The organism is Paenibacillus athensensis (assembly GCF_004514475.2).
GTDB lineage: Bacteria > Bacillota > Bacilli > Paenibacillales > NBRC-103111 > Paenibacillus_AL > Paenibacillus_AL athensensis.
Map to the genome: position 1 here is coordinate 90,208 of NZ_MYFO02000014.1, position 20,902 is coordinate 111,109.

The 20,902-nt window shown below is 50.4% G+C and carries 21 protein-coding genes; all 21 read right to left on the reverse strand.

Annotation, left to right across the window (positions count from 1 at the left end):
- Positions 1–14: 14 nt before the first annotated feature.
- Positions 15–1,331, reverse strand: a complete 1,317-nt coding sequence (locus B5M42_RS20880; protein ID WP_167690017.1) for an S-layer homology domain-containing protein — start codon at positions 1,329–1,331, stop codon at positions 15–17.
- Between the two features lie 115 nt (positions 1,332–1,446).
- Positions 1,447–2,433: a hypothetical protein gene (locus tag B5M42_RS20885; RefSeq protein ID WP_134754245.1), complete on the reverse strand. Its 987-nt coding sequence runs from the start codon at positions 2,431–2,433 to the stop codon at positions 1,447–1,449.
- Complete coding sequence (locus B5M42_RS20890) at positions 2,420–2,968, reverse strand: hypothetical protein (protein ID WP_134754288.1); 549 nt, start codon at positions 2,966–2,968, stop codon at positions 2,420–2,422. The genes B5M42_RS20885 and B5M42_RS20890 overlap by 14 nt, the downstream gene beginning before the upstream one ends.
- A 15-nt stretch (positions 2,969–2,983) precedes the next feature.
- Positions 2,984–3,373 (reverse strand): hypothetical protein, encoded by a 390-nt coding sequence (locus B5M42_RS20895; RefSeq protein ID WP_134754247.1) that lies wholly within the window; start codon positions 3,371–3,373, stop codon positions 2,984–2,986.
- 87 nt (positions 3,374–3,460) lie between these two features.
- Positions 3,461–3,940: an ABC transporter permease gene (locus B5M42_RS20900; RefSeq protein WP_134754249.1), complete on the reverse strand. Its 480-nt coding sequence runs from the start codon at positions 3,938–3,940 to the stop codon at positions 3,461–3,463.
- Positions 3,941–3,961: 21 nt separating this feature from the next.
- Complete coding sequence (locus tag B5M42_RS20905) at positions 3,962–6,031, reverse strand: hypothetical protein (protein ID WP_134754251.1); 2,070 nt, start codon at positions 6,029–6,031, stop codon at positions 3,962–3,964.
- Positions 6,021–7,895, reverse strand: coding sequence for an ATPase, T2SS/T4P/T4SS family (locus B5M42_RS20910; protein WP_134754253.1), 1,875 nt, complete (start codon positions 7,893–7,895; stop codon positions 6,021–6,023). Before B5M42_RS20910 ends, B5M42_RS20905 begins: the two co-directional genes overlap by 11 nt.
- A gap of 2 nt (positions 7,896–7,897) precedes the next feature.
- Positions 7,898–8,788: a hypothetical protein gene (locus B5M42_RS20915; protein ID WP_230633091.1), complete on the reverse strand. Its 891-nt coding sequence runs from the start codon at positions 8,786–8,788 to the stop codon at positions 7,898–7,900.
- Positions 8,727–9,455: a hypothetical protein gene (locus B5M42_RS20920; RefSeq protein ID WP_134754255.1), complete on the reverse strand. Its 729-nt coding sequence runs from the start codon at positions 9,453–9,455 to the stop codon at positions 8,727–8,729. The genes B5M42_RS20915 and B5M42_RS20920 overlap by 62 nt, the downstream gene beginning before the upstream one ends.
- The gene (locus B5M42_RS20925; RefSeq protein ID WP_230633093.1) at positions 9,452–10,525 is read right to left on the reverse strand and encodes an SAF domain-containing protein; all 1,074 of its coding nucleotides are present in this window, start codon (positions 10,523–10,525) and stop codon (positions 9,452–9,454) included. Before B5M42_RS20925 ends, B5M42_RS20920 begins: the two co-directional genes overlap by 4 nt.
- Positions 10,526–10,571: 46 nt before the next feature.
- Positions 10,572–10,802 carry a hypothetical protein gene (locus B5M42_RS20930; protein WP_134754257.1) on the reverse strand — a complete coding sequence of 77 codons (231 nt, stop codon included), beginning with the start codon at positions 10,800–10,802 and terminating at the stop codon, positions 10,572–10,574.
- Positions 10,803–10,806: 4 nt separating this feature from the next.
- Positions 10,807–12,186, reverse strand: a complete 1,380-nt coding sequence (locus tag B5M42_RS20935; protein ID WP_134754260.1) for an AAA family ATPase — start codon at positions 12,184–12,186, stop codon at positions 10,807–10,809.
- Positions 12,187–12,233: 47 nt separating this feature from the next.
- On the reverse strand, positions 12,234–12,416 hold the full coding sequence (locus B5M42_RS20940; protein ID WP_134754262.1) for a hypothetical protein: 183 nt from the start codon (positions 12,414–12,416) through the stop codon (positions 12,234–12,236).
- 322 nt (positions 12,417–12,738) lie between these two features.
- A complete protein-coding gene (locus B5M42_RS20945; protein ID WP_134754264.1) occupies positions 12,739–13,536 on the reverse strand; it encodes a DNA adenine methylase in 798 nt (265 codons plus the stop codon).
- A 220-nt stretch (positions 13,537–13,756) separates the two neighbouring features.
- Positions 13,757–14,689: a M23 family metallopeptidase gene (locus tag B5M42_RS20950; protein WP_230633095.1), complete on the reverse strand. Its 933-nt coding sequence runs from the start codon at positions 14,687–14,689 to the stop codon at positions 13,757–13,759.
- A 72-nt stretch (positions 14,690–14,761) separates the two neighbouring features.
- The gene (locus B5M42_RS20955; RefSeq protein ID WP_134754268.1) at positions 14,762–16,333 is read right to left on the reverse strand and encodes a proton-conducting transporter membrane subunit; all 1,572 of its coding nucleotides are present in this window, start codon (positions 16,331–16,333) and stop codon (positions 14,762–14,764) included.
- Positions 16,330–18,819, reverse strand: coding sequence for an ATP-binding protein (locus tag B5M42_RS20960; protein WP_134754270.1), 2,490 nt, complete (start codon positions 18,817–18,819; stop codon positions 16,330–16,332). The genes B5M42_RS20955 and B5M42_RS20960 overlap by 4 nt, the downstream gene beginning before the upstream one ends.
- Before the next feature lie 18 nt (positions 18,820–18,837).
- On the reverse strand, positions 18,838–19,059 hold the full coding sequence (locus tag B5M42_RS20965) for a hypothetical protein (RefSeq protein ID WP_134754272.1): 222 nt from the start codon (positions 19,057–19,059) through the stop codon (positions 18,838–18,840).
- A gap of 14 nt (positions 19,060–19,073) precedes the next feature.
- The gene (locus tag B5M42_RS20970) at positions 19,074–19,781 is read right to left on the reverse strand and encodes a TcpE family conjugal transfer membrane protein (protein WP_134754274.1); all 708 of its coding nucleotides are present in this window, start codon (positions 19,779–19,781) and stop codon (positions 19,074–19,076) included.
- A gap of 4 nt (positions 19,782–19,785) precedes the next feature.
- Positions 19,786–20,043 carry a hypothetical protein gene (locus tag B5M42_RS20975; RefSeq protein ID WP_134754275.1) on the reverse strand — a complete coding sequence of 86 codons (258 nt, stop codon included), beginning with the start codon at positions 20,041–20,043 and terminating at the stop codon, positions 19,786–19,788.
- A gap of 34 nt (positions 20,044–20,077) precedes the next feature.
- Positions 20,078–20,902, reverse strand: a complete 825-nt coding sequence (locus B5M42_RS20980) for a conjugal transfer protein (RefSeq protein WP_134754276.1) — start codon at positions 20,900–20,902, stop codon at positions 20,078–20,080.

A 20,902-nucleotide genomic window follows, 5' to 3' on the forward strand; every position in this document is an offset into this window, starting at 1 on the left:
ATAGCTGTCCTCCGTTATGGATTGGAGACCGTGTAGTCCGTTATTGCTTCCTCCAAAACAATCGATTTCTTCGGACCGTAGGAGTTCATATAGCTTAAATTGGGAGTGTAGCGCAAAGCCGTATACGTATCGTCAAAGGAGTAATAATCCCCTTTTGGAATCGCTTGAGCCGATATCCAGTAAAATGTACCGCCATCGCTTGGAAAATCTTTTGCATAATACGGATTCAGGCCCTTATCTATATGCCATTGTGAAAGCATGGACAGCGTGGAAGCTTTGGAGTAATAAATGCGATCCGTCGATTCCTGCGATGCATAATATGACATCCAGTCAGATCGTTTATTATTAACCGCGTCCTGGGGTACAATCTGACTCATCGTTACGGAGCCGCCAAAGTTGACAATAAGACTGAGCGGATATTGCCCTTTTATGACTTGCTTCACCTTGGAGTAAGCGGCAAATGCATGTTTGGGAGCCGCATCCACCCGCCCTCCTTTCCGCCCATTTTCATAAGTCTCATAGGTGAACGAAATTCCTTCAATCTCACTCTGAAAAGGGTCCTTCGGATCGTCGAGGTCAACCACGATATAGCTTTCCAATTGTTCATGATAATTTCCGTCAGAGGAGTCCCACTGGGCCTTCTGTATATCAAAACGATCCTGGTATTTCGGATTAAAATAACGCGGAAGCATCGTATACACGTTGGTTCCATGCCATGCTACTTCTGCCCGAGAAACCGCATGCTTCTCGATTGGCAATGCTTGGCCATTTTTAATGGAAAGGATGCGTTCGATGATCGATACCGATTGCGCACGCGTTGTCGTTTCTTCTTCTCCAAGAGTCCCCGTATCATCCAAGCCGTTAATCAAACCTGCCTTTGTCGCCAAGTACATCCATTTTCGCTCGTCCCTGTTCGGGTCGCCCGTTGCCGCTCGAACAGCTATTCGAGCCATTTCCTTCCTGGTTATCGGTGTATCCCAGTCTCCGCTCGTAAAGTCGCTCCACTCATGAAATCCAGCATCCACTGCTGCCTGGATATAAGGCTCGTACCATGCATCATCGGCTTGTACGCCTGAAACCGGAACCTGCAGTGCAGTATCAACCAGCTTTAAAAACTCAGCGCGTGTCACATCGGCGTCAGGCTTGAATGAACCGTCAGGGTATCCGTCCACATATCCCTTTTGAACCGCTTTTTCAATTGACAACTCCGCCCAATGCCCATGTACATCAGAAAAGAGAGCCTTGGCTTCAACAACACTTCCTTTGTTGTCGGCTCCGACGATGCTTGCTGCCATGAGTGCGCTCAAAACGATTAACGTTGCCCTTCTCATTTCTCTCCCTCCGGCAAGTTGGTTGTACATATACCAACCAATATTTTACTGTTTTGTCTCCATCTTAAACCGTCTTTCCGAAGCCGTCCACTCTTTTTAAGCGGTTCATTTGCCCCTATTTTGAAGAAGAATTCGCACACGATAGCGGAATATATCCTTGCTGAGCGGCATTTTTTGCATAGGAAAAGGTCTCTCGTACCGGGTAAGGCATGCTGCACGAACGGAGATAATAATAGGGAATCCCGTTCTTGAGCGCTGCGGCGTATACCTGCTTTTGCAGCACTCTGCTTCCGCCGAGCGCATAATTGTTATATGTCCCTGTTCCCATCGGAATGCCCTGCACGAATGCTAGTACACCGATATCATCAATCGTGCTGTTCCAATCCTCCTGGCTAATTGTCGGCAGCGTAAAAGTGTAGGAGATTCCTGCCCTTGCCGCATACCTATTGTGAAGATTGATTCGGTACGCCAGTTCATTTTGTATCGCATTCACAATCGTGCTGCGACGAACCTGCTCGAACGTAGCTGCATCATGAAGCAGCGGAATGGCTGACGAGCCTCCGATTTCCGAGCGAAAACCATGCTTCCAGCTTCCGCTGCTTTGCTCGTAGGCGGTCACGTAATCGTCCAACGTAAAGGACAGGCTATTTCCCTGCGCATCCACATAGGCGTAAGGTTTTTTCGGACCCCAGACGGGACGAAGCTCTTTTTCCCCCACGGCATTCGTAAACTCATCTTCCGCATACACCCAGTAACCATCATATCCAATGACAACCACTGCCGGTATATAGCGGTTCAGATCACCTTGCGAGATCGTATCCTCCCATACGCCAAAGTTCATGTACAGTGTCCGATAAAAAGCTTGAATCGCTTCTTCCTTGTTGACAGACATACGCTTGGCTGAATCATATTGCGCCTCTTTTCCTTGATCCGCGTTCAAGATCAGTGCCTTAGCTGCATCATCCACCGCAGCATCTATCGCCGCGTTATAGCGCAACTCAGTGAGCAGGGCTTGCCGCTGTTCAGCAATCCGAAGGCCGAGGATGATGTATAAAGGAAATACAAGCAGAACACCAACAATCGCCAGCTTAATGATCCGCATTGCGCACCATCCCTCCATACGGGACGAATATTTTTACTGAGCTGCTGTTGGCGTTGTTTAAAAAATCCCGTAAAACAGTTCCGTTCGTCCGGTTCGTATTTTTCACAGTTACGTAAAAATAGTCGCCCGCATCGAGCAAATAACGGCGATTCAGAGCATCTTTCGCCGCTGTTGTGTCAGGGAAAAGAACCTTCATGATCTGCGCATTATAAAATGAATCGTAATGGACAGCGTATTCATTGTGAAATGTTGCTGGATTCAATGGGTCGTCATAGACCGGATCATACCGTTTATGATCATGCTCCATTTGGATATCGAATGTGTTCCCTGTCGCATGAAGCTCTGCAAAAAAGTCATTATACATCTCAGGGCTGATATACCCTTTATCCCGCACAGCATCAACAAACGTAGTTACGGTTCTCAGTACAACCAGTTCCGAGACATCGTCCTGATGATCGAAGGCAGCGGAAATCGGAAATATATATAATAGAAGAACAGCGATCAGGATTGCGAATACTTTGGTTAGACTGTTAATCACAATCTCCCCCTTTCATGCCGAGGTAAAGATGATGGTTTGCAATTCCCCATGCGTTCCCCGAATATAAGTCGGGGCGTACTTCCCGCTCGTGCGGATACCTGAAAGATTCGTTTCCTCCAACTTCAAATTAGCCGGATATACAACGCCATCAACGATTATATCGGCGCCAATCTCGGTGATACAACCTATCGATTGCAGCACCTCCGCACCAGACACAGTGCCGTCCCCCGCTATTGGGGATAATGTCGAGTGAATGCTGTAATCGGCAGCGCGGTTGGACATATACGCAAGATCAACCGTCTTTAAGCCGTTTTGAAGCAGTAGCAAACCAACTGTTACGGTAGCAAGAAAAACAGCAAATGCAAAGCTTCTCTCTATCATAGAGCGAACAGAACTTCCCATTGCCGACCAGCCCTCCTTTCATAACAAAGCCGGACATGCCTCTGTCACGAAGGTAAAGAAGGCATGTCCGGCTTAACCTGCACCCCCTTATTGCTGAGTGAATACAATTGCTCGGATGACATTGCTGTTATCCTTAACGATGTGGGCTTTGAATTTTCCGCTGGGGTTTACATAATCGTTGCTGGCTTCATCCATCGCATTGGCCAGCACACCCGGAGCCGGCCCAACTACCGAACCATACGTGATACTGCCGATCGGTACGACCACATTGATCACTTTGCCATACCACGAACCGACCGGATTCTTCCCTGTAATGATTTGGATGCCGAATTGATCTTGATCGGAAAATTTTCGCAGCGCATTGACAACCTGACTGCCGGAAACCGTAGTATTGTCATATACCGTGAAGGCTGTTTGCGAAAGCTCGGTTTGAATGTTGGAAAAATTGTTCTGCGCGGCCTTCGTGGCTTCTTGGGCGGAAACGAACATGACAACTGCAATCGTGATCAGGGCAATGGCAAGAAAGAGTCCGGCTGCCATCACCAGCGCTTTTTGTGCGTTACTCATGTTTCATCAGACTCCTTTGAATTACTGGATTTTTTGAAGCTGCTCATAGTACAGGGCCATCTGATTCAAGCTTACATAGACGAGTGGAAAAACCAGATATAAAAAAATAAGGGCATACATCGGTGCGAAACCGATCATGCGTCCCCAGCCCGCTTTAGTATCAATGATTCGTTCATACTCTTGCTTGCGTTGCTCTTGAATAAACGCATATTCCGTCTCCAAATCGTCGAATGCCTGCCGGATCGGGATTTTTTCCACGGCGAGCTGCAGCTTTTCGATGGTACGCACGAAGGGTGGAAATGGCGAGTCCTCCTTCAATTGCTCTAGCGCTCGCTCCGCTCCCTGCTCGTAATGGAGCAAACAATGCTGGAGAGGCGATTTAAAAATGACAGCAAAACGCTCCAGCCATTCAAGCAGTTCTTCAACCGACATTCGATCCATCTCTGACAGCATGGCAATGACGGAATGAAACTGATCGACCTCATGCTTCATCTCCATCTGGCGCATACGCTTCTGGAACCACAAAACACCGAGTGGCGCATCATAACCTCCCCAGCCGATCAACAGGCTGAGCATAGCCTCCCACCATTTCATGTACTCCCCATTGATCGCATCAAGCTTTTGGACGATCCGATGCGCGGCGGCTGTCAGCCTCCCTTCATCCTGGGCAAGCTGCGGAACCTTTTGCAATTCGGCGATGACGGCTTCGTTAACCTGTTCACTCATGCCTTTCACAACAGCTATAATTCGGCGGTCAAGCGCCGTCTCTTCGACTGCCTTGGCCTGCTCGGCCGAGGATAGCTGGCCGAACAGCCTTTCATTTGGAGCAGACGTTTCGATGTGATGAATCGCAATGAAATGCATGGTCATGAACATGCCCAGTGAAACAAGCCAACAAAGCGCCCCAAGCAAAATCCGCTGCGCAAAAAACCACTCCAGTCGGAGCGGCGAATTCGTTTCCTTGAGAAGCTTCCCGCTTCGTATAGCTTCACTCGTAGCTGGTGCAGGGACGATGCGATCAACAATCCAGCGAAGCCACGGAATTTCGTAGAGCTTCTGTCCCCACGGCTTCCTTTGGCTCACACCTTTGCTGCCATCCAGCTCCTGCATCTTTCGCAGCAGCACATACGATCCGAAAATAATCGCCAGAAGGAATATTTTAGTGAGAAACCCCAGCTTTCCCTCATAAAAATCATTCATAGCCGGAAAATGCCCTAGCGCCCAATGCTCAATCGGCTTTGTAAACAAAATTGGAATCAGGGCGATGGCAGTAAGTCCTTGCAGCAAATAACTCAGCTTTTCTCGCCGCAAAATTTCCAGATTCAACTCCGTTGTTAACCGGCTTAACGCCTTCAAATATAGAGAACCGTTTTGCGTAAGCTTATCTCCATACTCTCTCACCAAATAGGAAATACCGGCAAAGCCCTTCAGGAAGCGATTGGGGGCCGTTTCGTAATACTGCTCCAGCCGTTCCTCCGAATTGCTCGCGGTTAGCACATCGTAAACCGCCTGTGCATGCAACCCTACCTCATAAGGAGAGGCTTCCGTTGCGTCATAGATCGCTTCCTCCACCATCCCATGCTGATGAAAATGATGCCGCACATCGGCCAAAAAGTTGCGAAGTTGCCAAAGCAGGCGGTTTTCAAGCCGACTTACAAATACATCGACAATAATCCCGTGACCGACCCACATACTGATAACAATGGCAAGCAGCGAGAGCACATCATGACTGAGTAACAAAAGCAGCAAAGTTGCGAGTGACAGTGCGCCCCATGCGGATAAAGCAATGTTCATCGTTTCTTTACGCAGTGTCCACTCGTCATAAGTGTGAAGGTTGCTCAGGCGCTTGCGAATATTCGCCAAGTACGTTTGAAATAAGGGGATGCGGGCAAGCCATGCATACAGCCTCTGCAGCCGACTGTAGACGGATTGTAGAGTATCCCGTTTCCCTGGTGCAAGCAGCCTCTGATACTCCCGCATGGAACCCTGCCCCGTATTTTTCCTAGCGAGAGTTTTAAACCCAATCACTGCCGCTAAAAAAAGAATCAAGGAGCCGCCGATCAAGGCAAGCAGCAGCGACTTATTGTCCATGTTCGTCCCCCCAATACGCAGCGAGGAACGACGCAAACGATTCCCGGTCTGTATCGGACATAAGCTCCATCATCTCGCTAACGTTTCTGCCCGAGATCGGATTCACGGCGACATAACAACCCTCTCGGAACTCCACAACATTCCTAGCCTCATACAGACTCCGATCTGTCGATCGTCTGAAATATTCAGCAGCCGTATCCATGAATCGTTCTATTTTCTGATCTGTCGTCCTTGCATGCTTGTAATCGTTCGGATAGACGATTTCATGATCGAGCGGCACACACTCGGTAATCCGCTCAATATAGCGGCGGCCATTGTAATCCTTTTTCAGATGAATATCAAAGTTAATGACACTGATCACCTGCTGCTCCGCTATCTTTTCACTTGCAAACATGCCGGTCTTGAGCAGAGAGTTGCGAAGGGAAAAGACCAGATCTCTGAACGTTTTGGCGTGATGGGTAAACAAAGTGAAAAGACTAGCCACCTGCGCCATTTGAATCATCCACGCCGCCACGGGGTCGGTCGCTACCTCGCCCAAAATGTTGACCGTGCCATCCGTCTTTTTCTGAATGTCCAGCCCGTCCTGACCAGAAATATGATCCGTCTCGCGGAGGCTCAGAATGTTGCGATCCTCATATATTTTCCGCAAATGCAGCTCAAACGACATCTCCTGCACACGAATCGTAAAGGTCGCATAGATATGCTTGACCATCGCCATTAAAAGCGTCGTCTTGCCGCTCCCCTGTGCGCCCGTGATCGCAGTAATCCGGCAGCCTTTAACAAGAAACTGAATCAGACCGATCGGCAGCCTTGCATTGGAATCCTGAATCAATTGCTCCAGCGTCGCTTTCGGAACATCAAATTTGCGCACAAAAAAGGCCCATGATTCCGAAAAACGGGGGCGCAGCACCACAACACGCGAGCCATCTTTCATCTCATTGACCTTAAACCCGTTGCTCTCTGACAATTGACCAGGATAATTAAACTTGTAAATATTTTGGCAAACCCGCTTCAGCTCCTGCTCCGAACCAAACGATAAAAATGCCAAATGAATGGACTTGCCCTTATAAAAGATCCAAACGCTGTCATGGGACTTAGGTCTCCGACGCAAAAGTTGGTTCGCGTTAAACTCCCATTCTCCTTCCCACATGGAAGACGGCAAGCCCGACACCCCGCCGGACACGCCGTCAATGTTCATGTCGCGCAGCTCGTCCACGACGCTGAAGCCTTTATACTGCTGATAAATACGCTGTACGATGATATACAGCTTATCCTCGAAGTGCAGCCGACGCGCTTCCTTTTTATAGATGTCGTCAATTTCATCGGCGGTGATCAGGTACGATTCGGTCTGCCCATCTTCAATCAGGCGCTTGGGACGATCCAGGTCGTATTTTTGAATCAATTCCGTTAGCGCATCGTAACGATATCGTTTCTTAAATTGATACAGCAAAATGTCGAACTGGTCCTGCGGCGTCAGCTCATATGGCTCATCAAACGGAATGATTTGATTAATATTGGTTTCATTAAGCCCATACGCATGCAAAAGCAGATCGAACAAAAATTGCTTCACATACGCTTTGTCCCTTACATCGCCGGACGTACAGCCGCGCAGTGCTCGCTTTAATTCCAACCGTTTGTTTTTCCTGCGTTGAAGCTCTTCTTCAGACAGGCCAAGGTCGTAAAGGTTGCTGCTGGTCATTTTATGGAGGGCATGCTTCACGTAATCTGTCATCGCTTCAAGGGTATAGATTTGCTCATCTGATGACCTGCCAGCAATTTTACGATCAGACATCCGAAAATAGAGAAGCGTTCCGACTAGCAGCACCAGAACGATGATGAGCAACCAATTGAACGTATAGAGCATGCTTACTCCCCCTTTCCGCCGAAATAGGGCTTATTTAAACCTGCCTGCTCAATCAACGCTTGCGCTAAAATGCGGACGCCCTGCATCAAAAAATGATGCTCATGACCCTTGGGTACACTTTGATTGCGAAACATAAAATCGATAACCCGCCCTTCCTGCATCGCATCCATCAAGCCTGCACTATGTGCGATCTGGTAAAGTGGGGATTTGAGCTTGAAGCGGCGTTTGATATTTCGGGTCGTATACACCGAGTATCGATCATACTGCCCAAGCACTAAAAGCAGCGGCTTTCCAGACAACCATTGCTGCCAATCGTTTTGGGCAAAAAAACGCTCCAGCACGGACAAGTTCTGGTTTAAGCTGACCACCACTGCATCCGCATTTTGCAAAAGCATTTGCGATAACGGTTGCCGCGCCCCGCTGCCCGCATCGATGAGTATAAGATCGTAATACCGCTTGGCAGTCAAAAGCATCTGCGGCAAAAAATCATGCGCTCCGGCCGCGAATGTCTTATGCGGCTTTATTGTACCCGGCAGAAAATCAAAGCGCTCCTTTAACAACGGAATCGTGTAATCGCGGAGCATTTCCGGCAGCAGCTTGTTATTGCGAATCAGACGCTCCAGCGCGTCAACTCCGATATCGGCATACAGAGGATCGCTGCCCGCATCATCCCGGCGTTTGACTAGCGCTCGTTCAAGGGAAGCCGCTTGGCTCTGAGCAGAACCAAGAAGCAATATGCGCGAAGAATATTCCAGCCCAAGCAGAGCGGATACGGCGATGAGATTGCTCGTTGATCCTGTCTGCCCGGGAACAGGGCTCCAAAATACCACATTATATCCCATGCTGCCCCCTCCTCTTGACTCGCTTCCATGACATTGTGAGGGTTCGAGCATCCAGTCCTGTTAACGTTCCGGCTAGTGACAGAAGCGTTTTCGCATAAGCTCTGGACAGCCTTCTTGCGTCAATGCGGCCATGATGCTGATTTTCAAGCTTGACCGCCACATCCCCCACATCCAGTGGAAAGCGATACACGTGGTCCTGCCAGCGGATCGGGTAGTCCGAATAGTATCCGTCCAGATATGCTTCCCGAATACCAAATTCCATGAACGGATAAATAACCTTATGGAAGTCCAGCGGTTGCCCAATTTTCACCGTTTGAAAATATTGATCCAACAACCGCACATTTCGGAGGAGGCATAGCTTTTCAAAGCTGGTTACCAGCACACGCTGATGAAGCAACGGCAGTTCGCTACCCTTGACGAATTCAGTATGATCAGTATCGATCAGCATCACATCATAGGACAACAAGTGCCCGTCGGCCCGTTTCACGTAATGCTCCAATTGCTCAAATGTAAAAAATCCGCAGGCCACATCCAATCCTTCCACCTCGGTCAGAAGCGTATGCGGCTGCTGACAGGATACGGGGAGCGAGGCATACATGCCCTGTGTTGTAGTCGCATCCACGACCAGCACTTTTTGATCGGCGGCTGCAAGCAGCTTGCCAAGCACAAGCAGCAAATCGCTTTTCTCGCACGCGCCGAAGAAAGCAATTTTCTTCATGGCGACACCTCGTTATTCGACTGCTCAAACACTTGTTTTTGCTTGTCCGTCACGGCGATATCAGTGTCGGCACTAGGGGCTTGAGTTGGAAACGGTGTTGGTGATGGACTTGCCATTGGTTCAGGCGAAGGAACCGCTTTATCCGCTTGTCCGCTTTGTTGCCCCTGCTGCTGGACGGACTGCCGCATCGCATTATTTTGCTCGGCTACGATTTGGCTGTTCTGAATCTGCTGTTGTACCGTAACGCTGCCATTAGTCACCTTCATCTTTTGGATGTCGTCCATTTCTTTCAGATCATTGTCCAATATCGTGCGCAGCCTGCGGGTCAGCTCGGTTTTCGCCTTTTCCAGCAGGTTTGGATCGCTTTCCAGCAAATCAAGCACCTTCGTATTGGCTGGATAATTGGCAATCGCCTTCTCCTGCATACCTGGATCGACATAGGTCAGCGCATACAATCTGGCCCCCTGCAAGTAAGCATCAATAATGGCGCTCGACATCATCAGGATTTCTTGCTCGTCCATTTCATACCAAACAATGCCGCCCGAAAGCTCCTGTACTTTCTTTTTGGCCAGCACAATATAGTCCTGCCCTGTTGGGAAGTTGATCCGCACATCAACAAACTGGCCTTTTTGCAAATTGGTCGGCAGTTGAATAATATTGAATTCCTTGCTGCGCAGGTCTTTCGGAAGCGCCGCTTCCTCAAACAGCATCGAAGCGATCAGCGGTGTATGTTTACCCAAGTCGATTTTGGCGATTTTACCGATTGCCTTGCTTGGCTCGGTTATTGCGGCAGAAGATGACGAGCCTGCCGGTATGTCGATGACCTGTAAATCCTCGGATTGCAAGGTCGCTCCCGCCGGAATATCATGGCTGGCAACAACCGCTCGTGCTTTCCTGACCTGCTGTTGAGCTTCCAATTCCTTGACCTTGGCGTCGTACTCGTTCTGGAATTGTTTTTTGAGCTTGGCCTGCTCCATAAAGTGATACACAGCCAGGCCGGACAGAGACAATAGCAAAATGAATACGACCGCCACACTTCTGACAACCTTTTGCTTCTGATAACGGTACACGGGCTCTATAGCTCCTCTCCATCAAAAAATAGGGGGCTTGTCTTCTTTACCTCTTTTCATAAAACCAGTAAGCGCGTGTGTAGAAATCAATCCCTTTGCGAACCGGGATACCGATGCTCCCTCTCCCGTTGCCGTTCCAGCCTTCCGCATTTGCGATCTCGACAGCAAAGCGATCGGCGGCTCCGCCATAAATCTCCTTGCTCGTTCCCTCTATCTGCACATTTAATCCGCCCGTCGCATTGATTGGGTAGCACACCTTTGCCTCAATAACTCGCATGTTTTCACCAACCTTCTCGCTTTGTCGTTGGCCTTCGCTCAAAGAGAAGTCGTGACACAAGACTTCGTTTCGTAAAAGAGCGTACCTCCTCCTCACCCATCCAGCGATCAACCAACCCCTGGATTTGCACCATATACGGATTGCGAAATAATCCGGCCTGCAAGCATTCTCCTTGTCGGATCGCAAGAGCTACCGCCCGATCCTCGGGCAATTCCAGCACGATTGGCCACGGAAGCACTTCACGCAGCTTTTCCTTGCCCAAGGGGTTCACAAGCCTGTTAACGACCGTGTATATTTCCGGCGAAGGCCGCAAGCCGGACAATACCGGCTTCATTCTCCCAAGGCTGTGAATACTGACCGGTTCGTTTGTTGTTAAGAGAAGCAATTGATCGGCCTGCTCCAAGGCCAGTTTTGTTATGGCATCAAAATGAGAGGCCGTATCGATGAGCACCACATCCGCTTCAGACTTCAAAAAGCGAAGCAGACCCGGCAGTTCATCCAGCTTTAATAAGCTTGATGCCTGATGCGTTGGTGTGGCAACAATGAAAAAGCCCATCTCCGTTGGAAGAAAACAGGCCCGGCTTGCTTTTGGGTTGTCCATCCTGCGAATCAGATCCACGATCGTTTTGTTCGGCTGCAGGAAAAGCGTGGATGCCACTGTTCCATGCATCAAGTCAAGATCAAGAAGACACACCTTGTATCCGCACTTCGCCAGTACGGAAGCAAGGTGAAGCAGGAAAACCGTTTTGCCTACTCCGCCTTTGGCTGCATAAACGGCAAGCATGGATGGAATTTGAACCGTCAAAGTCATCCGTTTAGACAGCCTGACTGTTCTTTCCTCCTGCGTCTCGATCAGTTTATGCCTCGCCTCTTCCTCCCATAAACTAACTGTTTGATCCTGCTTCTCCCTCGTCTCCTGAATCGCAGCCTGTGATGGCAACGCCTCATCACTCGCCTGACTCGCTTGAAGGGAATGCTGTAAGTCATTGCGTTTTCTTCTCAGGGACAGCAGCACAGAACTGGATGAAGGCACACCTTCTTCCGGACATGGAGGCAGCTCTGGGGCATGACTTTGCTTGCGTTCCAAATTCCATGCTTCCGGTCCTTCATCCGTCGTTATTACTCTGGAAACGCCGTACGAAGCAAGTGTTTCCGGCGCAACAGAATGGGGATCGTCCATAAGCAAATATACGTTTTTGCCGTGATAGGAAAACAACACCGCAAACTTTTCCCAGTTCCCTGCCGCAACGTCAAGCACCACCGTCTGTTCGCCGGATACGAACACTTTTTTCACTTCATGGGCGATGCTGATCGTCCATCCGTTCTCACGGAGCCGTTCGATCCAGACTTTTCGATTGCGCGGACGAAAAAGAATGAAGTGCATGGCTCCCGCCTCCTTTCCGGCTTGTTCATTTTGTCCGCGCTATGCGTTTAACGGCTGAGTCTTTTGCCCTGATAGTACACATCCAGCTTCAAGCGCCGAGCCAAGTAAAATGCGAAATGGGTCGCGTCCTCCAACGTATTCCGCACATCCATCTCTTGGGACGAGCCATGATGCTCCAACACAACAGCAAATTTGTTCCCTTTAGGTTCAACTCGAAGCTGATCGGCCATTGTTGACGACTCCCTCCTTCATATCTTGCTTATCATCATTCCAGCGGTCTCAGCGTCAATGGTGCAAACATAGCGGGCATATCCATAGCCTTGGGGGTCAATAGCAAGCACCCGTCTGCGATCCGTCAAAACGATCAGCGGCTTCCGGCAATGCTGCTGAATAAGCTCCACATCTTCCAGATTTACGGCCGAATCCAACTGCTCGGGTACAATAAGGAAGATAGGAACATCGGCAACTGATGCGGCTTGGCTGTATTGGCTTCATAATCCGGCAATCTCGCACTCTTCCGAAAACGTTCATATACCTTGATATCCATACATGTCATTGCTTGTCCTCCTTCAACAAGGATGCCATGTCGTAATTGGCAATCAGCAGTTCCTTCGCCGGTTGCCGGCTGCTCGTTTGCTTGGCAATCGTATACCTCGTCTCCATACCTTCCATCTGAAACGGAGCGTACCATTCCCGAATTTGCGGATGGTCGTTAATGCTAAGCAAAAACGTTCCCTTCATCCCATGCAGCAAGTCCCGCAACGTCTGATGGTGCTCCTCCGTAAATTTATACAGGTAGCCGGAAAGGCCGAGATACGGCGGATCAACATAAAAGAACGTATCTGGCGAATCGTATCGCTGGATGATCTCTTCGAAAGACCGATTTTCCAGATAAACACCAATCAAACGCTGATGAGTCTGCTTGAACTTCTCCTTCACCTTGCTCATATCAAAGGCTGGCTTCGTGCGTGTATACCCCCAATCGTCGCTGTCGCTGTACTTGCCTCCAAAGTGGGAATAAACCCGGTAATAAAAATCATAGGCCCGAGTCACCGGATCACGTTCATCATCTCGCCGTGCCATGATTCGTTGAAATTCATCGCGAGAATAGAGCGCCCATTCGAACCGCTGAGCAAGCTCTTCCCAGCTTTCCTGAATGACACGATAAAAATTGACCAACTCCGAGTTAATATCCGCAAAAACCTCAACAGTAGAGCGTTCTTTTCCAAACAGCACCCAGCCGCCGCCGCCAAACACTTCAACGTAGCATTTATGGATCGGAAAACGCCGGATGATTTCAGTTCGCAGGCGCGATTTGCCCCCCTGCCAACGAATTGGACTTTTCAGCAAGGGCTTTCCCTCCTTTCAAGTAGAAGACAGGCTTCAAACGCTTGGGCAATTTGCCGTGCCAGACAATAAGCAAGCTTGGGCGGCACGGCGTTGCCGACCTGTCGGTACCGAGCGCTTAAGCTGCAAAAAAAATGTATCCTCATGAGCGTTCTCCTCCATCCTTACTTTCCTGCAATCCGCATCCACTTTCTACCGGCTTCAAATCTGTTAACCATACGCATTACCCTCCGTGAATAAAATTCGGCCAAAACGTTTGCGGATTTACAGATTGCCCGTTGTCCGTCATTCCCAAATGAAGGTGCGGGCCTGTCGATTTGCCGGTGCTTCCGACCGCGCCGATCACTTCGTCGCGCAGTACCCTTTGACCAGGCCGCACGCCAATCGCAGCTAAATGGCCGTAAAAGCTTTGCACGCCTCCCGCATGCTGCAACCGAATCAGATTGCCATACCCGCCGCTGCCAAAGCTGACCTCAATCACTGTTCCGTCCTGAATCGCTACAACTGGCGTTCCGCGAGGCGCAGGGATATCAATCCCGTCATGGAAAGCACCCGACTCCCCTGTGACCGGATCAGTCCGCATACCGTAAGGACTGGAAATAGATGAATAACCAATCACGGGCCATAACCAGTCCCGGTTGATCAGGAGCATCGCGGCATATTCCGCTTCCTTGGCATGAACAAGTCTGACATCCTCCGGGTTCAGCAATATAGCGGCAAGCGCCTTTTCTTCGTCAGCGGCTGTATCTGTATCGTCCACAGCGTGTTGAAAATAGTTCGCCAACGTGAAAATAACGTCATACGGATTGTCCCAGTCCTCCTTGTTATCCTCGTCGCCATCTATTCGATACGAATTCCAAATAAAAAAAGGAAGCCCCAACGACCCGATCGTGTCGGACCGTCTCGCTTTCTCTTCCCCAAAATTGGTCGATATTTTTTGAATCGCAGCAAGCCTCGCCCATGAGACCCGTTCATTTTGTGCCCGGATATAGATAGGAACCAACGGAGCAGGAATGTCAAACGCCGGTTGCTCAGGAACCGGGATGCCTTCGAGCAATGCATCCGACGAGCTGACGAACATGCCTAGCACAATTACAAGCAGCAAGCCGAACAAGGCAAGCAGCGAAATGCCTGAAAAACCTATGCTGCCAAGCACCCATTGGAGCAACCTTTTTTTCAGAACCGTCTTAGCGTCAATAACCGCTCACCAACCGTTCTTTTTTACCGATCAAGAATCGTCACCGTCGCTGCCTTCATTCTTTTTCTTAAACCTGGAAATGAACTTCTTCGCAGTTGCGTTCGCTCGTCTTGTCGTGTCCTTGGTCTGCTCCCATGACTGCTTGGCCTCGCCCCAATGCTGCAAGACCTCCCGCTTCGAGGAATCGTAGATGTCATGCGGTGTTGGGGCTTCGAAGACGCTAAAAATTTGCCTCAATATTTTTTTGCGGAACAGGAAAGCGAAGAAGAAAAGCAGCGCGACGAAAATTTGCTGCAGCATAAGAATACCCGAGCCACGCGCCACAATATCGGCAACAAGCAGGGTAAAACCCATATAGAAGCCGTACACCACCTTGGTTCCCAGCACCCCGATCAGCCAGGCTATCCAACGCCTCACAAAAGCAAAGCCCGTTTCCGGGAAAATGCCTAGCAACAGCACAATCGGGGCCAAGACAATAACAACCAACGCCAGCTCCTGGGCAAGCAGCAACACAAGCGATACCGCGCCGACAAACAGCAGCAGCGTCAGCGAGGCGAGCAGCGACAAAAAAGCGATCAGGCAGCGGATGCCCGCCGAACCTCCCCAAAAAAGGCTGACGATATCTGCGTGATTGCCGTGATCCACATCCTGTGAACCAAGCACGTACCGCAAAATATCCCGTTGCACCATGCCGGACGAATACTCCCGAAGCAAATGACCCCACGCATCTCCTGCGCTCACTGGCAGACGCACCTCATCTTCCTCGGCCTTGTCGCGGATCGCCTCTGCTTCCGAGGCTGTCACCGTTACTTCGTACACTTCCTGCCGATTCAATTGCCCAATCAGCCACGGCCTATCGACAAACAGCTTCCATAAACGATTCGACGTCGCCAGCAACTGTTGATCGGCTATATTTGTGATTCCAGCCGCCACATTCTCTCCCGTTACCTTTTGATAAGGCGCAGCCAAGGAGCCCATCGTGATTTGCGTCAACTTGTCCATCGTCCCGGAAATCGCCCGGATGCTTTGGCCTGAATAAGCAAAGAACCAGTAGCTGCCAATCAGCACAACAAGAGAGCCGACAACGCCGGACGTCAGCCGTGTCGTTTGATTGTTCCAATATCCGACCTTCACCATCCATGTGGCAAGCAGCACCAACGCGAACGGCAAAAACTTGACGAACAGGCTTTGTCTCAACCCATCCATAATCGGCAAAACCAGTGACAACTGGCTGTTCACGAGGTCAGTATGAAACGCAAGCTGCATCAAAAAAATGCAAAAGCGGACGATGAACGTGTTAGCCAGAAACACTCCGTTCGACAGCCAGTTCAGCAGGATCGGAAACGGATTGTTTAGCTTTGGCTTCCATCCCTTCCACTCCACAAGGTCATATCCTAAATCCCATGTATAATGATCCGGGGGATACTGGCGATAATCCAATGTCCGTTCGCCGGGTGTAATTCCCATTTCGCTTTCCCCCGGAATAAACTGATCCAGCATGTCACTGCTCGCTTCCGCATGAGCGGATGCACCTCCACCCTGCCAAACGACGCAAGCAATAAACACCATCAGTAAAATCCCGTATCGGCATCGCCGCTTCAATCGGCATTCCTCCTTTCAGCCGTCACTTGATCCGGCGTCGTGTTAAAAATATGCAGCAAATCTTCCGGGGTCGGCTCAATATGCACGCGTCCGATACGGCCGGAAATATCCTTCATGTAGCAATCGCCGGATTTCAGCTCGCGGAACCCCTGAACCATATCCTCATCCTCCGGGTCGAGACCCAACAGCGTCAAATTATCTGCAATCGCCCTTGGGTCCTCGGTTCGGAAACAGAAAATAGACCCTAAATTGTTCCGGGTCTCCTCGTCGCTGACATCGCTCGGATTTTGAGTTACCAATAACGGTACTACATCGAAAGAGCGACCCATGCGGATAATTTCGTCAATCAGCAGCGCTCCTTCGGGAAATGCTTTCAGCAGCCATCCCTCATCAATGCCAAAAACTTTAAGCTGATCGTGCGGACTGTAAAACATATATTCCCGGCCAAGGGCCGCTACCAAGTACATGATGCCAAGGCCAAACCGCTCATTGGGCGTCAGTGCCGTATGAAATCGCTCATTCCGTTTTTTGGGCAGCGGTAATCCGGCCAACGTAATGACAACAAATCGGGAGTGGTTAAGCTGCGCATTCTCTTCACCGTCGCGGGCAAATACAAACTTGCCGTAAGGACTTTTTGAGTACGACTGCAGTCGGTTGATGCAACGACGAGCTTCCACCCTGATCGCTTCCACTGGCGACTCATCCGCAATTCGTTCCAATTCCTTGATGAACACAAACAAGTCCCGCCGAGCCTGTTCAAACGTTCGTTCGACGGCTTCCATAATGACGTCGGCCCGCTCATCGCTACGCGTCCCTTCCAGCAGCAGGCTTAAAAAATCAAGCACGATTCCGTGACACCGTTCTTCATTACTGGACATGCGAAACGGATTGAATTTCGTTGTTGATCCCGCCGAAAAGCTGAGCTGCATCATGTTGGCGCGGATTTCAGGTATAAGTGCAAAGCAGGCATCCTCATCCTTAGGGTCAATCGCAAATACGATGCCGCCGCTGTTATACGCATGATAATACAACGTCTTTTTCAGCACCGATTTCCCGGAGCCGAGCGTACCGACAATAACCATTGCCCCGGATCGATTCAGCTCCTTGGACATCGGTCGCTTCAAATCAAGCAGTACCGGAATCCGATGCAGCGTCCGGCCGATATAATCGCCGTCCGGGTCACCGATCTCTCGCGATCCATGCAAAACACTGGCTGCTAAAAATCTCGGGTCCATCGGAATGCGGTTTTGCTTGTCCATGACCGAGCCGGGCAAAAACAACTGAAACGCCTTGGCTTGATCCGCGGGAGAGCGGACAATACGAATATGCTTGGTTGCATAAAGCTGCTGCAATTGAGCAGCGCGCTCCTCCAGCTCCCTCCGCGACGAGGCCGACACATTGAGCCACCCTGAGGACCAAACGAGGGGCATTCCTTTTTGCAGCTTGTTCTCCAGTACGCGACCGCGTTTGCCTGCCCATTCCAGCGTAATCGGCGCATCCTCGGAGGCTTCCTTATATTCACGTCGCTGGTCCTTTAGCACCTTACGATTTCGTTGCAAGCCGCCCGCCGCCTCATGAGGCGTTTCTACTTGAAAATGGAGGCTCACCTCGGCAGGAAACGGCAAATCTTCGAGCGCGTACAACCACTCGTCTCCGACCGTGAAGATTTCCTCCGGCACATCAACGATAGAGAAAAACGCCTGAAAGCTCTTCCTCCCCTCCTCGTCATCGTCATGATGTACAATCCACGTTTTCATCCTTTCCTCGCCTACAAGATCGGCGGCAAGCAGCAACTGCATCGATTTCTTCGGACGCAGGAAGACCTTTTCTCCTGTTACCCGCACCTCGCGCATCCGCTCTGGCTGCAGGATCAGCTCCGGCCCCAGTTCCAAGCCCCGAAAAAAGCCGCGCCGCAAGAGCCACTCTATTTCATGGGCAAGACAGCGTTCGCCGTGCAAATGGTGATTCACCTGATTGAATTGCAAGCTTTCGGCAGATTTGGCGATCATGACTCGATCCAACTCCAACTCCCCGCGCTGCCGATACCAAAACTGCTCTTGTATGCTGCGACCCAACACTCCAATCCATTCCTTCAGTGTTTCCCCGGTTTTCCGCCAGCCGGATAAATCTACTTCAGGAAGCTCCTTTTGCACCGCAGACAACTGCAGCGCCAAATAAAGCGACCGCTGCCACGGCCTACGCTCGGCAAAGCGCTGCATAACTGCCTGGACGTATCTGTCGTATTCCACACCTTGGCCTGTTCGCTTCGTTCGCCATTGCCCTGCATCCATCATTCGGGTCACAGAGAGCAGTTGACCGTGTCCTTGGTAACCATGTAAAAACTGCTGCATAGCGGTAACCGTTCCCCGCTTCTTTTCCGCGGATTGGTAAGCATACGGCTTAAGTGGAATTCGATAAAGCGCCCACGGACGCAGCAATACGTCAAAAAGAACGTTGCCCTCCCAATACAAGACGGGAAGTTTCAAAGGAATCCCTCCTCGTCATCAGGTGGAATGATTGCCCGGGATATGCTTTTCAATGCGAGCAATTTCGATCCCATGAATGTGTACGCCGCGTCCGACGAATGTAAACTCATCATACTGCGGAGATACGGTATCAAGCGTGCCGCTGATCTGTTCATCGTTCACCAAGCGGAATATGACCTTATCTCCCGCGTTAAGCCCTAGCAATTCCGTAAAGCTGATCGAATCATGCAAGGGTCTCATTTTAGCTCACTCCCTTAGTTCTGAATGTCGATGCCTCCGCTCTTAACCTTCCATATCTCTCTGTTCGAAGCGCTGTCTCTATGAATATCCACTTGTACCGGCTGCGAGGTAATCCAGGTCAATTTGCGTTTAGCTTGTAAAGAAGCAGGAGAAATGACGGCATTCCTATGTTGACCCTTAAGCGCCTGCACAGTCAGCTTTCCCGACCGACTCTGCCATCTTACTCGCACCGATGCAGGGAGAACTAAAGACTGCAAGCCACGAACCTTGCCCCGCAGCAACCCTGCACTTCCCCGCCATTCCTCTACTCCCTTCGGCTGCTGCAGAACATTGTACGGTTTGCACAATCCTATAAAAGCCACCCTTCGTTTTCCTACGGGATACCGTATGGCCTGCCAGCGGACAACCCATTTCGGGCGAAGCAAAAAATGCACAATATCCTGTAAGTACCGAGGCACTGTTTTACCTGCCGGATCTAGCTTCACTGTGTAATAGGCGGCCGCGATGGGACCTATGAGCATCGTTACGACACGATCGAGCGGGATGATCCAGGCCAATACAGGGAACACGTAGCAAAAGACAAAAAACAAAAAAAGATACACGAACCAGAGCACAATTCCGTCCTGACGGATCGGTATCCAAAGTCGAATATCTCCAACGTGATAAATAAGCGGCCGAACTCGATACAATGCCCGGTAAGACTCTGTCTTGTCCTGCTCCACTTGCTCAACCTCCCGTTGTATCGGTTAGACCATCGACGGAAATACCGAGCTTTTGCAGTACATAGAGCGCTAAATACTTGGCAATGCCGGGGAAAAAGACGAAAATACCAAGCAGGACCGAGAGCACCACGTGCGACCAAAGCCGATTGTTTTCCCCATTGGCATACATTTTCACGCCCCGGTAAATGGCGATGGTCAAGAAGATCGCTTGGAGCAGCCGCTTGATGACAAGCAATCCCGTATCAATAAAATCCCCGTTCATTCATCCACCTCCTGATTTGGTAATCCTGCCGTTGTTAGGGATGGATCGCGCCAATAAAAAACTTTTGATTTTCCTCCGTAACGGCAAGCTGCCAGACCTGCGCAAAGCTGATGCCTGTTGCAGCGTCCTTCACCGTAAACGTGGCGCTTGCGGTATAGGACGGTCCGCTCCCGCTTGCCTCCAGATGATCCAGCGAGTTGAAGTGGATACGGCCCTGCAGCGGTGTCAGCTTCGTGTCTGTACGCACATAGTTGAGCAGACTCTCCGCATCTTTGCCTTCACACATGACTTTTAGGAATCCCTCCACAGCGGGACGCATCCGTTCTTTTTCGCTGCCTGGAACGGCTGGATCTGTCCTCTTGATCTCAGAAACGGCAAAAGGCTCTTGAGCGATACGCATAAGCGGCGGCGCAGTGACCATAGCACCTTTGCCAAGCTGCACCCACACCGGAACCTCAACTTCCCACACCGTTCTCGCCGGATTCAAAACAATGACACGGATGCGAACCGCAACCTTGGGCGCATCCTGCTCGCTTAATGATACGAACTCTGCAGCGACTACCTTCTGCTGATCCGATTTTTGCTCGGTCTTGATTTGTCCAATGCGAGCAAGCGCCGACGGATTCACATAAGGCTTTAATCGGTTCAAGCGGTCCTCCGGCAATTCCTCCCCGCTCCAGGTCATCCATTCGCGGGCAAAATTAGTAGCAGTATGAACAGCCATCTGCTGCTTCAAGGCTGCCTGCTCGGCCACAACAGCCCTGTCTGCCTCCGGCTTGACCCATGACGAAATCGCACCAAGCGTTGAAAGGGTCAGCATGCCCCAAATCAGCGCCTTGGGAATAATGCGAATGTCCAC